This window comes from Aeromonas crassostreae (genome assembly GCF_054052445.1).
Map to the genome: position 1 here is coordinate 117,984 of NZ_JBSTYM010000002.1, position 13,837 is coordinate 131,820.

Below are 13,837 nucleotides of genomic sequence, written 5' to 3' on the forward strand. Positions count from 1 at the left end.
AAAGGAGCAGTGGCATGTTACGACTGGGACTGGATATCGGCGGCACCAAGATGGAGGGGCTGTTGCTCGATGGCAGCGGCAACGAGCTGTGCCGGCGCCGCATCGCAACCCCGCAGCAGGGTTACGCCACCTTCATCGAGGTGGTGACCGGGTTTATCCGCGGCTTTGCCGAGGAGGCCGGCGCCCCCTTTAGCATCGGTATTGGCTTGCCCGGGGCGGTGCGTTCCGACAACGGTTGCATCAAGAACGCCAACTGCCTGTTCCTCAATGGCCATCCGCTCAAGGCCGATCTCGAGGCCGCCCTCGGCCAGCCGGTGTGGATGGCCAACGATGCGGACTGCTTCGCGCTGTCCGAGGCCATGGATGGGGCCGGCAGCGGCGCCAACCTGGTGTTCGGGGTCATCCTCGGCACCGGCTGTGGCGGTGGCATAGTAGCGCACCAGCGCCTGCTGGTGGGCCCCAACGCCATCAGCGGCGAGTGGGGTCACAACCCGCTGCCGGGTTACGACCCACAGCGGGATGGTCCGGCCCAGCCCTGTTACTGCGGACGCAGCAATTGCATCGAGCGCTTCGTCTCGGGCACAGGGTTTGCGGGGCGTTTCGTCGAGCGCCACGGCCGCAGCCTGTCGCCGAAGGGGATCCTGATGGCGGCCGCGGAGGGGGATGGCGAGGCCCAGGCCCACTACGAGCACTTCCTCCATGCGCTGGGGCGCAGTCTGGCGAGCGTCATCAACCTGCTAGATCCGGACGTCATCGTCTTCGGCGGAGGCCTCTCCAACATAGCGCGTCTCTACGACGATCTGCCGGCGGCCATCACTCCCTGGCTGTTCACCGACCGCTGCCTGACGAGGCTGCTGCCTGCGCGGCACGGTGACAGCAGCGGGGTGCGGGGCGCGGCCTGGTTGCCTACCCCCTGATCTGACTCTCTCACCACAGTACCCATACACGGTGCCGGCAGCACCGTGGGGCCGCCTCTTGCCTGCGGCGGCCCGCACCAGGGCTGCCGGGGCCTTTTTTACCACGATAGGACGTTACAAAAAGGAAGAGCAAAGATGGAAAATATGCACAAAGTCATGCCCCTTTCCCTGTTGACCCTGGCCATGCTCAGCCCCCCGGCGTTGGCAGACAAGTATGACTTCGCCATGCACGGCTATGTCCGCTCCGGCATCCTGGCCAACCAGGATGGCAACCGGGTGGACTCCGTCGGCCTGATGCCGGACGGCAAATGGCGTCTTGGCAACGAAGACAACACCAAGCTCGAGCTGATCCCCCAGGTGACCCTGACCTCGGACGCAGGCCCGATCGCCAAGATCCAGGCCAACCTCACTCACGAGACCGATTGCACGTCTGACTGGAACTGCGTCGATGATGACGGTCACGATATCCAGGTGCGTGAAGCCTTCGCCCAGATGACCAATCTCGACTTCGCCCCTGAGGTGGTGTTCTGGGCCGGCAAGCGTTACAGCAGCTCCAATACCTCCAGCCACCAATATGACTGGGAGTACATCCAGTACAACGGCACCGGCGGCGGCGCCGACAACATCGATCTCGGCTTCGCCAAGTTTGACGTCGGTGTCTACGCCTTCACCCCGAGCGACGAGGGCAAGCGCTACCCCAAGGACGCGGATGATCAGGGCTACCCGGACGACTACTCCCTCAATCTCTGGTTCAAGAAGATCGGCGGCGGTCCCATCGACCTGCAACTGGTCGCCCACCACATGAACCAGAACGAGGGTAACGCCTGGAAGGAGAGCGCCGAGAAGGGCTATGGCGTGACCGGTATCTACAACTTCGACGGCTTCTACGGCCTGACCGGCGGTTACTCCCGCTTCGTGGCCCAGCTCGGCAAAGGCCTGGCGGCCGGGGACTCTCTCGGCAAGAACGGCTGGGGCTGGTCCAACCTGGATGACACCCAATCCTGGCGCCTGGTGCTCGACGGTCTGGCCTCCCTTGGCAACGGCTGGGATGTCTCCACCTTCGCCTTCTATCAAAAAGACAAGAACTACCGCTGGTGGACCGGTGATGACAGCGGTTGGGGTCGCTCCATGTGGGTGGCGGGCGTGCGCCCCATGCAGCAGATCACCAAGCACTTCGCCATGCAGTATGAGGTCGGCTACGAGTACCTCGACGACGACAACTACAAGGGCGCCGACGGCAAGGGCAAGGGGGGCATGACCAAGGCGACCATAGCGCCGACCCTGACCTTCGACTCCGGCTTCTGGAGTCGCCCGCAGCTGCGCCTGTTCGCCACCTACGCCAAGTGGGACAGCGGTGTCGCCGACGCCATCGACGGCAATTACAACTGGGACACCAGCACCCTCTCCGCCGGCGCCTATTCGCGCAGCGGCAAGACGGACACCTGGAACTTCGGTGTCCAGGGCGAAGTGTGGTTCTAAGGAGAACGACCATGAAACGCATATTACTCAATACCTTGAGCACCTGTGTGCTGTCGGCCCTGGCCGGCAGTGCCTTGGCGGCCGGATCGCAGTTTGATCACTTCATCACCCGTCAGGGCGCCGCCCTGATGGATGGCAAGCAGGCATTTCGCTTCGCCGGCATCCATGCTCCCGAGCTGCACCGCATCGAAGACGATGCCCGCGGCGTCTGCAAGGCCGACTCGCGCGGCTGGGGTCAGTACTTCAAGTGGCCGACCGCCGAGGAGCAGGCCAACTGGATCAAGGCGATCGTCCAGACGGGGACCAAGGCCCAGCGCGTCTACGTCTTGTCGGTGCAGCAGGAAAACGACCAGGCCTGCGAGCGTGAGACCCATATTCTGGCGCCGACCACCCCGGATGGCATGCCCGTGCTGAACGAAAAAGCCATGGTGGTCTATGACAACATGATTGCCGAGGCCGACAAGCAGGGCTTGCGCCTCATCCTGCCCTTCATCGATCACTGGTGGTGGTGGGGGGGGCGCGAGCAGTTGGCGGCCTTCTACAAGGAGTCGGCCGATGACTTCTACAAGACCTCGAGCAAGACCTACCAGGCCTATCAGGACATCATCCGCCAGGTGATCACCCGCAAGAACACCATTACCGGTCGTCACTACTATGACGAGAAGGCGATCATGGCCTGGGAGACCGGCAACGAGCTGGAGCACACCAACGAGGCCTTCCTGACCCAGACCGCGGCCTGGATCAAGCGGTTCGCTCCGCATCAGTTGGTCATCGATGGCACCTACAAGAAGATCAATGAGTTCTCCCTCAAGGATCCGAACGTCGACATCATCAGCAACCACTATTACACCAACGCCGGCAACAACCACCCGGATCAGGTGAAGAAGGATCTGACCGCCATCGCTGGCAAGAAGGTCTATCTGGTGGGCGAGTTCGGCCTGCTCGATCACCAGGAGCTGAACAACATCATGCAATCCATCGTCCACACCGAGGTGGACGGCGCCAAGGCGGTGGGGGGACTGATCTGGGGCTTCCGGGGTCATCGCCACGACGGTGGCTTCTACTGGCACAAGGAGTACACGGGGCACTACAGCTACCACCTGCCCGGCTTCCCGCTGGAGGGCAAGGCCAACCAGGAGGTGGACGTGGTCAACCTGGTACGCCGGGCCTCGGCCCAGATGGCGGGTCTGGACGAAGCCCCGGCCCTGCCGGTACCTGATGCCCCGCTGCTGCGCGATACCGAGTCGCCGTTTGCCATCAACTGGATGGGGGCGCCGGTGGGACGTGCCTATGACGTCGAGCGTGCCACCTCCGCCGAGGGTCCCTGGACCCGGGTCGGCAAGGATGTCTCGGACGGCATCAACGAATGGGATCCGAGCAAGATGAGCCTGTTTAGCGACGACTACAGTGCGCTCAAGCTGGGCCAGACCTACTACTACCGGGTGGTCGCCAAGAACGAGTCTGGGGTGTCCCGGCCCTCCAACGTCATCGCGGTCAAGCACACCCAGCAGAACCTGGCGCCCGTGGTCGACGCGGGCAAGGACCTTGCCACGACCGTGGATCAGGGCGTCTTGCTGAGCGCCAGCTGGCGTGACGACCAGCTGCCGACCCCGCAGGTCAAGGCGGGTTGGCGCAGCACAGGGGCCCTCGAAGCCAGGTTCTGTCACGCCGACCAGGCTGAAACCCGTGCCTGGTTCCCCCAGGCCGGCGAGTACGAGCTGACCTTCAGCGCCGATGACGGCCTCGAACAGAGTGCCAAATCCATCAAGGTGCAGGTGGGGGAGGCCAAGGGCGAGTTGCCGGCCAGCTACTGCGCGTTCAGCTCCGCCGAACTCACTGCCAAGGAGGGGCTGCTTAACGTGGTCAAGAGCGCCGAGAACCAGTTGGAAGTGGCTGCAGATGGTTTTGCCGGCCCGTTCGCCAGCGAGGGCGACAAGATCAGCTGGAGCGTCGAGGCACCCTGGTCAGGCACCTTCAACCTGCAGTTGCACTTCAACGGCAAGTGGGGCGGCAAGAAGAACAGCGTGGTCATCAATGGCAGCGACAGCTACCCGATCGAGTTCCCGCAGACCGACGAGGCCGGTCAGGTGCAGGTGATCCCGGTACAGCTCAAGCAGGGCAAGAACGAGATCAGCTTCGGCAAGTTCGCCGGTGACTGGGGCTATATGTTCGTGAAGTCCGTCAAGGTGGTGGCTGAATAAGCACAGATGGGCTGTGCCTTGTGCATAGCCCATATTCAACGCTATTTCATTCAATCAAGAGAAGGTGTCTGATGCGCCCTATTTTTATCGGTCATGAAAAGCATTGTTGTACGGTTGATATAAATGAAGGGGTTGTCTTTCACATGACCAGGAATATAGCAGCAGGACCGTCTCTATTAGGGAGAGTAAGATGAAAAAGTATGTTTTGCTCGGTGCCCTCTGGTGGGCATTACCGGCCTTCGCCATGCAGGCGATGGCGGCGGATTATCTGCTCGAACAGTCGGCCAAGGAAGGCCAGCTCAATGTGGTTGCCAGCGCCAAGGATCAACTGACCATCGACGATGACGGCTTTCTCGGCCCGTTCGCCAGCGAAGGGGACAAGGTGACCTGGACGGTAGAGGTGCCCAAGACCGGTGAATACCAGTTACACCTCTTCTTCAACGCCAAGTGGGGCGGCAAGAAGAATACCCTGGTGGTCAACGGCGGTGAGCCGCAGCAACTCGACTTCCCTCAGACCAGTGATGCAGGCCAGAACAAGGTGATCCCGGTTACCTTGCAGGAAGGCAAGAACAGCATCAGTTTTGGCAAGTCCCCCAATGACTGGGGTTATATGTTTGTCAAATCCATCAAAATAGCAACAAATTAATATTCCGCACTGGTTGCGCCGCAATGGCGCAGCCCATTCTATTGTCCTGTTAACTCTCGGTGAGAATAGACGGATCATTATTATTTCTGAGCGCTGGTACTTGTTTGTATCACTCAGAATAATGCGCAGCGGTTAATTTACTTTTTACGTGACAATGACATTTGCCGTATCACTGTCAGTGATAATGGGATGGCCGCTTATTTCATGGAAATACAAGAAGGATGTCAACGTGAAGAAAAAAACAATCATCGCCGCCATGTTGCTGGGGTGTAGTGCCGCGCCTGCGCTGTTGCTGAGCACCCCGGCCCTGGCCGCGACCACCTACCCGACCTGCGCCTCGGCGGCCAGCGATCCGGACGGCGACGGCTGGGGCTGGGAGAATGGGCAGAGCTGTCAGGTGGCGACCGGCTCGGGTGGCTCGACCACCTATCCGACCTGTGCCTCGGCCGCCAGTGACCCGGATGGCGACGGCTGGGGCTGGGAGAACAACCAGAGCTGCAAGGTGGCGGACGGCAGCGGTGGTGGCTCAATCCCATCGACGTCGGGCCAGATGTATGTGAAGGATGGCCAGCTCTACTCCGCCAACGGCCAGCGCTTCGTTGCCCGCGGCATCAATTTGCAATATGGCGACAACCCGGGCGCGGCCTTCGCCGCCATCACGCCGATCGCCGATACCGGTGCCAACATAGTGCGGCTGCAACTGCGCAAGTTCACCACGGCGCAGGAGCTGCGCCGTGCGCTCGATGCCATCGTCGCGCGCAACATGGTCGCCATGCCCATGTATTGGGAGAGTGACGTGACCTGCCAGAGCAACCCACAGCCGCTGCAAAGCGCCGTCAGCACGCTCTGGCTCGGCAGTTGGAAGGCGGTGATGCAGGATGCCAGGTACAAGGGCAAGATCCTGCTCAATATTGCCAACGAGTGGGGAGAGGACACCAACCATTACGCGGACTTCGTCACGACCTACAAGGGCCTCATCAAGCAGCTGCGCGACGGCGGCTACACCATGCCGCTGGTGATCGATGGGGCCCACTGCGGCCAGTATGCGCAGAGCTTCCTCGGTGGCCGCGGTAGCGCGTTGCTGGGTGCCGACCCGCAGCAGAACCTGATCTTCTCCCTGCACGCCTACCACTGGTTGTGGGACACCACGGCCGAGATCGACACCGCCATCGCCCAGATGAAGGGGCAGCGCCTGGCTTTCCTGTTCGGCGAGTTCGGTGACAAGCGCTTCCAGGCGCCCTACAACGTCGATCACTACCACCTGCTGAGCAAGTCCCAGAGCGAGTCTGTGGGCTGGATCGCCTGGTCCTGGAAGGGGAATGGGGCAGGGGAAGAAGAGGTGCTCGACATGTCCTACGACTACGGCAGCATGGATCTCTCGCCTCGAGGCAATGACATCGTATTTGGTGAGGATGGCATTCGTCAGACGGCGTCTCCACTGCAATAAAACCTGGCTCACGGGGCGGGAGTCTGGAGGTTCCCGCCTCGTTGGGGGCATGGTAGGATGCAACCTGTTGTAAACCGGTTACCGGAAGTGAAACCATGGCCAATATTACCGACGTGTCTCGCCTTGCGAATGTATCTAAAGCCACCGTCTCCCGCGTCATGAGCGGCTCGCGCGGTGTGCGTGAAGAGAGTCGACTGGCCGTGCTGCAGGCCGCCGAACAGCTGAACTTTCGCCCCAATGCCACGGCCCGCTCCCTGGCGACCCAGGCGACGGATTGCGTCGGCATCATCCTCTCCCCCCAGCTAGGCAACCGTCTGGCCTGCATGCTGCCGTTGCTGGAAGGGGCGTTGGCCAAGGCGGGCAAGAGCATGCTGGTGCGCTTTGCCGACGAGGCGCAACAGCAGCAGCAGGCGGTGGACGAACTGCTGGGTGGCCGTTGCGATGGTGTGCTGGTGCTCGGCGCCAAACAGTCGCTGGAACAGGATGAGCGCCTGGTCCAGCTGGACGGGGTGAGCGAGACGGACAATCTCAATCTCTGCTATGACCTGACCTTTGCCACCGAGAGTGCCTGCCGCTTCCTGCTCGGCAAGGGTCATCGCCAACTGGTGCTGATGCTTGACGACAAGCTATCGCCCGCGGGGAAAAGTGCCATTCAAGGCTATCAACAGGCTCTGCAACAGCAGTCCCTGCCCTATAACAGCCAGCTGGTGATCGATGGCACCGACAACCAGCAGGCGCTGCTCGGCTTGCTCAACCGCTATCTCCCCTTTACCGCGCTGGTGGTGCAGCAGGATGCCCAGGCCGCCGATGCCATGCGTTTGCTGCGCGAATTCAACCTCAATATTCCCCAGGATGTGTCTGTCATCAGCCTGGAAGGATCGGCGCTGGCGAGTCAGTTGACCCCCACTCTGACCTGTATCGAGTACCCGAGCGAGCGGCTGGCCCAGGAGAGTGTGCGGATGTTGCAGGCCCAACTGAAGCAGAGCCTGCGCCCCGTCGATGAGCAGTTGAAGTTCCATGGTCGTCTTGTGGTGCGCGAGTCCGTGGTGGCACGCTAGGGCTTGACCTTGCCGGAGGCGGCAGCGTTAGGCTGACTGCATATCAACAGAGGAGAGAGCCCATGACCATCGAACTCACCGTATCCGGCATGTCTTGCGGCGGCTGCGCCGCCAGCCTGCAAAAGGCCCTGCTGGCCCAGCCTGCGGTCAGCACCGCCACTGTCGACTTTGCCAGCGGCAAGGCCGTCATCGAGAGTGAACTGAGCAAGGCAGAGCTGATCGTCCTGATCCAGGCCCAGGGTTTTGGGGGGAGTTAAATTATCTCTATAGAGGTATAAATCAGGTTAAAGTTCTGTACTCAGCTGTTTTTTGGTGAGAATCATCACAAACCACCGCAACAGAAAGCGCAAACTTGCTGCAATTTTTATCATCCAGAAGGATTTGCAGCATGACCCTACCGATCCGCAAGACCCTGATCGCCGCCGTCCTCGGCCTGACCCTCTCCCCCCTGGCCATGGCGCTGCCGCAGGTGCATATACTGGCAACTGGCGGCACCATCGCCGGGGCAGGCCAGTCCGCCACCCAGTCCAACTACGAGGCAGGCAAGGTGGCCATCGAGACCCTGATCGCCGCCGTTCCCGAGATGAAGAACGTCGCTGACGTGCAGGGTGAGCAGGTGGTCAAGATCGGCTCCCAGGACATGAACGACGAGGTGTGGCTCACGCTGGCCAAGCGGGTCAACGCGCTGCTGGCCAGGGATGACGTGGATGGCATCGTCATCACCCATGGCACCGACACCATGGAAGAGACCGCCTACTTCCTCAATCTGACCGTCAAGAGCGACAAGCCGGTGGTGCTGGTCGGCGCCATGCGCCCCTCCACCGCCATGAGCGCCGACGGCCCCATGAACCTCTACAACGCCGTGGTGACCGCCTCCGACCCAGCCTCCAGGGGGCGTGGGGTCATGGTGGCGATGAACGACACAGTGCTCGATGCCCGCGACGTCACCAAGACCAGCACCACGGGGGTACAGACCTTCGCCTCCCCGAACTTCGGCCCGCTCGGTTACATCCACAACGGCAAGATAGACTATCAGCGCAGCCCGGCCCGCCAGCACACCAGCCAGACCCCGTTCGACGTGAGCAAGCTCGACAAGCTGCCGCAAGTGGGCATCGTCTACAGCTACGCCAACGCCTCGGACCTGCCGGCCAAGGCCCTGGTGGAGGCCAGGTTTGACGGCATCGTCAGCGCCGGGGTGGGCAACGGCAACCTCTACCACAGTCTGTTCGACACCCTGGCCAAGGCAAGCAAGGACGGCATCCGGGTGGTGCGCTCCGCCCGCGTGCCGACCGGCGCCACCACCCTGGATGCGGAGATCGACGACGCCAAGTACGGCTTCGTCGCCGCCGAAACCCTCAACCCGCAGAAGGCGCGCATCCTCTTGATGCTCTCCCTGACCCAGAGCAAGGATCCGGCCCAGATCCAGCGCTGGTTCCAGCAGTTCTGAGGCGCGGCTGCGAATGAGCGGGGGGCCTGGTGCCCCCCTTGTCATTTCTTGCGCCTTGGCACACCCCTTGCTTTGGCTTGACTACTGTCCACAATGATCTGGCAAGGGTGAACGATGAAACGGTGGATCCAACATTTTTACCAACTGAACCGCCTCAACTGGCTCATGGTCTGGCTGCTGCTGTGTTGCAGCATCATATTGCTGTTTCCGACCGGGCTGATGAAGGGGGCCGTGAGTGTCTGGGCCGACCAGCACGCCGCCTGGCTCGGGGTCGGCATGCTGATCGCCATCTCCTATTTCTGCAGCCAGGGCATGTTGATCGCCTGGGAGTGGATCTGTGACGAGTGGCAGTCGCGCAAGCAGAAAGGGCAGCTTTCCCGAATGATCACCTTCCTCGATTTCAACGAGAAGGCGGTGCTGCGCGAGTTCGTGCTGCAGCGTAAAAGCGTCATAAACCTGCCGATCACCGAGCCCGCCGTCAAAAACCTGATAGACGCCGGGGTGCTCACCTACGCCTATGGCAAGCCGGCCCGGGACAAGGATGACGAGAACCAGATCCGCGCCCTGATGATTGCCCTGCCGGCCCGCCCCTTGCTCACCTACAAGGTGCTGGGCCTGTCCCGTGGCAAGATGAGCGACGAGCAGGTGGAGCAGATCATGAACGCCAGGCCCAAGTTCGCCCAGAAGAGCCTGCAACGCTGAGCCGGCTCAAGCCAGCAAAAAGGCGCCAGATTGGCGCCTTTTTCGTAGCCGTTCGGTGCAAAATTTATTGGGTGCGCGCCTTGAGGTAGCCGGCGTAATCCGGGATCTGCACCTGGAACGCCTGATTCATGTGGGGGCTGTCCATGATGAAGTCCGCCGTCGCCTCATTGGTGGCGACCGGGATGTTCCAGACCGCGGCCAGGCGCAGCAGTGCCTTCACGTCCGGATCATGGGGCACGGCATTGAGGGGATCCCAGAAGAAGATCAGCACGTCTATCTTGCCCTCTGCAATCAGGGCGCCGAGCTGTTGATCTCCGCCCATGGGGCCGGAGAAGAGGCAGGTGATCGGCAGCTGAGCCGCCTTGCCAAGCAGGCTGCCTGTGGTGCCGGTCGCGTAGAGGTGATGGAGCTTGAGCGCCTCCTTGCGGCGGCCAACCCAGTCGAGCAGGGCTGTCTTCATGTTGTCGTGGGCTACCAGGGCTACCCGTTTGTGGGGCGCCATCTCTCTGGCTATCTGTTCCATGGTCGTATCCGGGTCAAAAAGGAAAGAGGCCTATCCTAATCGAAAGCGCGGCTCCCTGCCTATCGGCGCGCCATATCTGTGATCCGGGTGAAACTTGGGCGCCTTGCCATGAAAAAGACCCGCAGTAGCGGGTCTGGACAGGAGCGGGGGTGGCACAGACTCCGGGGTCAGGAGCCGTGATGGAGCTGGGACTGCTGATAATTCTCCAGGCCGATGCGACCGATGAGATCGAGCTGGGTTTCCAGCCAGTCCACGTGTTCCTCTTCGTCCTCGAGAATATCCTGAAACAGATCCCGGCTGACGTAGTCGTGCTTGGATTCGGCATATGAGATGGCGCTCTTCAGATCCGGGATGGCATCCATCTCCAGGGAGAGATCGCAGCGCAGCATCTCTTCCACCGTCTCGCCGATGCGCAGCTTGCCGAGATCCTGCAAGTTGGGCAACCCCTCCAGAAACAGGATGCGCTTGACCAGCTCGTCCGCGTGTTTCATCTCGTCGATGGACTCGTGGTACTCCTTGTGTCCCAGGGCCTTGAGGCCCCAGTCATCGTAGATGCGGGCATGCAGGAAATACTGATTGATGGCGACCAGCTCGTTGGCCAGTACCTTGTTCAAGTGCGCGATAATCTTGGTATCACCTTTCATCGTCAATCCTCCTTGCTGGATCCGTCAAGCTTAGACCAGGAAGAGGACAACAACAGGGCGTGCGGGCAGGAGCCCGCTTGGAAGGAGAGGGGTGAGGGGCCTCAGGCCACTTCGTAGTAGCGGGGCGCCTTGTCGAGCTCGGCCTTGATGATCGCCTTGGCCATGGGCAGACACTTGCCACACTGGCTGCCCAGTCCCAGATCCTGCTTGAGCTGGCGCAACTCGCCTTTGCCTGCCTGTACCGCCTGACGTATCTGGATATCGGTAATGCCGCGGCACAAACAAACGTACATATTCACACCTCATGTTGGGATAGGCTGAAATCTAAATGAGAATGGTTCTCTATGCAAATAACGATTGGGAATAAGCAGCCCCCCTTGCCAGCCCTCACCCCCTTGGGGACAATGTTCCTTCATCACGGAGGTGCCATGTTCAAGACCCTGTTCAAGTCCCTGTTTGGTGGCGACGCCCCCGTTGCCCCCCAGGTCACGCCGACCGAATATGCCGGCTATCTCATCTACCCCGAGCCCATGGCCGAGGGTGGCCAGTATCGGCTGGCCGGACGCATCACCAAAGAGATTGAAGGGGTGCTGCACAGCCACAGATTCATCCGCTCCGACCTGTTCGCCAACCCGGCTGATGCCGAGCGTTTCATGGTGCAGAAGGCGCACACCTTCATCGATCAGATGGGGGACAGGATGTTCGAGCCCAGATCCGGTCAGGGCGCATGAAGGCACTGCGCCAGGGGCTGCGCGAAGCCGGGGAGCGGCGCCTCGTCTGGCTGGAGGGGAGCGAGTCCGAGACCATGGTGGCGGCGCTGAGCTGGCTCTGTGGCGACATCTTCTGGCTCGGCGAGGGGCCGGCGGAGTATGCACCCCAGCCCGCCGCCAAGGCGCTGCGCCGGCTCGGTCAGGAGTGCGACACCCTGGTCTTCAATGGTTTCAGCGGCTTTCATCCCGATGCCTTCGGCGCCCTGGCGGGCACCCTGCGTGCCGGTGGCTTGCTGATCCTGCTGACCCCGCCTCGCGCCGAGTGGCCCGGCTTTGCGGATCCCGATAGGCTGCGGCTGGTCTCCACCCCGGAGGAGCTGCCACGGGCAGGCCATGGCTTCATCGCCCGCCTGGCGCGCCTCTTGCCCAATGATCCCGCCCTCTCCCTCACCCTGGCAGAAGGCAGAGAAACCTGGCAGCCGATCCGGGCCGAGCGCCCGGTGACGGAGGATCAAGGGAGAGCCATCTCGGCCATCGAGCAGATGCTGCACGGCCATCGTCGTCGCCCCCTGGTGCTGTGCGCCGACCGCGGTCGCGGCAAGAGCGCGGCGCTCGGGCTGGCCGCGGCCGTCCTGCTGCGCAATAATCCCGGGCTGCGCATAGCCGTCACGGCGCCCGCCAGGGCCACGGTGGCCAGCCTGTTCGAACATGCCGGGCCCGAGTCTGAGGGGCTGGGGTTCTTCTCCCCCCTGCAACTGCTGCAGGAGGCGATCCCTTGCGATCTGCTGCTCGTCGACGAGGCCGCCGCCATTCCTACCCCCTTGCTCGAGGCCATGCTGGCCCGCTATGGCCGCATCGTCTTCGCCACCACAGAGCATGGCTATGAGGGGACGGGGCGTGGCTTTCATCTGCGCTTCAAGGCTCACCTCGACCGGCAGACCCCGGGATGGCAGGAGTTGCGCCTGAGCGAGCCCATACGCTGGCGTGCCGGCTGCCCGCTGGAGGCCCTGGTGTTTCGCCTGCTGGGGCTGGATGCCCGGGTGCGGGCCCCGGTGGCGCCCTCGGCGCCGCGGCGGCGCCAGATCAGCCAGCAGGCGCTGGCCGAGGACGAGGCGCTGCTCGGCCAGGTATTCGGTCTGCTGGTGCTGGCGCACTACCAGACCAGCCCGAGCGATCTGCGCATCCTGCTGGAGAGCCCGGATCTCGATATCCATCTGCTGGAGCAAGAGGAGAGCCTGCTCGGGGTGGCCCTGGTGGCGCGGGAGGGGAGGATCCCCGCCGACCTGGCCGAGGCCATCTGGGCGGGACGGCGGCGACCGCGGGGTCAGCTGCTGCCGCAATCCCTGCTGGCCCATGGCGGCCTGCGGGAAGCCGGCGCGCCAACCTATGCCAGGGTGCTGCGCATCGCCGTGCATCCGGCGCTGCACAGGCAAGGTCTGGGCAGCCGCCTGCTTGAGGGACTCATCGACCATTACGCCTGGGCCGGGTTCGACTATCTGGGGGCCGCCTTCTCCGCCACGGCGGATCTGCTGCCGTTCTGGCGCAAGGCCGGGTTGCGGGCCCTTCGTATCGGTCTGCAACGGGATGCCGCCAGCGGCAGCCATGCCGCCCTGCTGCTGCGGGCCCTGCGCCCCGAGCGGGAGGCCGAGCTGGACCGCTGGCACGGGCGCTTTCGCCACCAGTTGCCGACGCTGCTGGCGGGGACGCTGCGCGAGCTGGATCCCGAGCTGGTGTGGCTATGCCTGGCCCCCTTCGAAGGAGAGGAACATGGTGAGCAGAGCGGGGAGGGGCTGGCGCGATTCGATTGGGATGAGCTGAGCTGTTTTGCCCATCAGCACAAGCCGTTCGAGCTGTGCCAGCCGAGCCTGCAGCGCTGGCTGGCGATCAACCTGGCCAGGCTGGGAATGCTGACCCGGGAGGAGCGGGCCCTGCTCATCGCCAGCATCTGGCAATATGCCAGCTGGGATCTGCTGGCCCGTCGCCTGGGAGTCAGTGGCAAACCGGCCCTGATCAAGGCGTTGCGCGCCCTGATGGTCCGGCTGTTGTAAGACGTTACACAGACG

14 protein-coding genes are annotated in these 13,837 nt (G+C 62.5%); 11 read left to right on the forward strand and 3 right to left on the reverse strand.

The annotated features are described in order from the left end of the window. Positions 1 to 14 precede the first annotated feature (14 nt). The 9 genes from ACW5W4_RS02130 to ACW5W4_RS02170 all read left to right on the forward strand — a co-directional run bounded on the left by ACW5W4_RS02130 (position 15) and on the right by ACW5W4_RS02170 (position 9,897). The gene (locus ACW5W4_RS02130; protein WP_427260985.1) at positions 15 to 917 is read left to right on the forward strand and encodes an ROK family protein; all 903 of its coding nucleotides are present in this window, start codon (positions 15 to 17) and stop codon (positions 915 to 917) included. A 135-nt stretch (positions 918 to 1,052) separates the two neighbouring features. Beyond that, positions 1,053 to 2,396: a carbohydrate porin gene (locus ACW5W4_RS02135; protein ID WP_456688242.1), complete on the forward strand. Its 1,344-nt coding sequence runs from the start codon at positions 1,053 to 1,055 to the stop codon at positions 2,394 to 2,396. Positions 2,397 to 2,407: 11 nt separating this feature from the next. Further along, complete coding sequence (locus ACW5W4_RS02140; protein WP_456688243.1) at positions 2,408 to 4,597, forward strand: CBM35 domain-containing protein; 2,190 nt, start codon at positions 2,408 to 2,410, stop codon at positions 4,595 to 4,597. A 190-nt stretch (positions 4,598 to 4,787) separates the two neighbouring features. After that, positions 4,788 to 5,243 carry a CBM35 domain-containing protein gene (locus ACW5W4_RS02145; protein WP_456688244.1) on the forward strand — a complete coding sequence of 152 codons (456 nt, stop codon included), beginning with the start codon at positions 4,788 to 4,790 and terminating at the stop codon, positions 5,241 to 5,243. A gap of 229 nt (positions 5,244 to 5,472) precedes the next feature. Further along, positions 5,473 to 6,690: a carbohydrate-binding domain-containing protein gene (locus tag ACW5W4_RS02150; protein ID WP_456688245.1), complete on the forward strand. Its 1,218-nt coding sequence runs from the start codon at positions 5,473 to 5,475 to the stop codon at positions 6,688 to 6,690. A gap of 95 nt (positions 6,691 to 6,785) precedes the next feature. Then, positions 6,786 to 7,748, forward strand: a complete 963-nt coding sequence (locus ACW5W4_RS02155; RefSeq protein ID WP_427260980.1) for a LacI family DNA-binding transcriptional regulator — start codon at positions 6,786 to 6,788, stop codon at positions 7,746 to 7,748. Positions 7,749 to 7,810: 62 nt separating this feature from the next. Further along, complete coding sequence (locus ACW5W4_RS02160; protein WP_456688246.1) at positions 7,811 to 8,005, forward strand: heavy-metal-associated domain-containing protein; 195 nt, start codon at positions 7,811 to 7,813, stop codon at positions 8,003 to 8,005. Positions 8,006 to 8,136: 131 nt separating this feature from the next. After that, positions 8,137 to 9,195, forward strand: coding sequence for an L-asparaginase 2 (gene ansB / locus ACW5W4_RS02165; protein WP_456688247.1), 1,059 nt, complete (start codon positions 8,137 to 8,139; stop codon positions 9,193 to 9,195). Positions 9,196 to 9,309: 114 nt separating this feature from the next. Beyond that, positions 9,310 to 9,897, forward strand: coding sequence for a superinfection exclusion B family protein (locus ACW5W4_RS02170; RefSeq protein WP_408793955.1), 588 nt, complete (start codon positions 9,310 to 9,312; stop codon positions 9,895 to 9,897). 64 nt (positions 9,898 to 9,961) lie between these two features. On the opposite strand, the gene ACW5W4_RS02175 is transcribed toward ACW5W4_RS02170, so the two are convergent. The 3 genes from ACW5W4_RS02175 to ACW5W4_RS02185 all read right to left on the reverse strand — a co-directional run bounded on the left by ACW5W4_RS02175 (position 9,962) and on the right by ACW5W4_RS02185 (position 11,357). Then, positions 9,962 to 10,420 carry a methylglyoxal synthase gene (locus tag ACW5W4_RS02175; protein ID WP_427260977.1) on the reverse strand — a complete coding sequence of 153 codons (459 nt, stop codon included), beginning with the start codon at positions 10,418 to 10,420 and terminating at the stop codon, positions 9,962 to 9,964. Positions 10,421 to 10,587: 167 nt separating this feature from the next. Further along, entirely contained in the window at positions 10,588 to 11,064 is a 477-nt protein-coding gene (bfr, locus tag ACW5W4_RS02180; RefSeq protein WP_042001826.1) for a bacterioferritin, read from the reverse strand. A gap of 101 nt (positions 11,065 to 11,165) precedes the next feature. Continuing rightward, positions 11,166 to 11,357, reverse strand: coding sequence for a bacterioferritin-associated ferredoxin (locus ACW5W4_RS02185; protein ID WP_456688248.1), 192 nt, complete (start codon positions 11,355 to 11,357; stop codon positions 11,166 to 11,168). Positions 11,358 to 11,492: 135 nt separating this feature from the next. Here ACW5W4_RS02185 and ACW5W4_RS02190 point away from each other — a divergent pair, with 135 nt between their 5' ends. After that, positions 11,493 to 11,795 carry an HlyU family transcriptional regulator gene (locus tag ACW5W4_RS02190; protein ID WP_456688249.1) on the forward strand — a complete coding sequence of 101 codons (303 nt, stop codon included), beginning with the start codon at positions 11,493 to 11,495 and terminating at the stop codon, positions 11,793 to 11,795. Continuing rightward, positions 11,777 to 13,822, forward strand: coding sequence for a tRNA(Met) cytidine acetyltransferase TmcA (locus ACW5W4_RS02195; RefSeq protein WP_456688351.1), 2,046 nt, complete (start codon positions 11,777 to 11,779; stop codon positions 13,820 to 13,822). The genes ACW5W4_RS02190 and ACW5W4_RS02195 overlap by 19 nt, the downstream gene beginning before the upstream one ends. Positions 13,823 to 13,837: the final 15 nt, after the last annotated feature.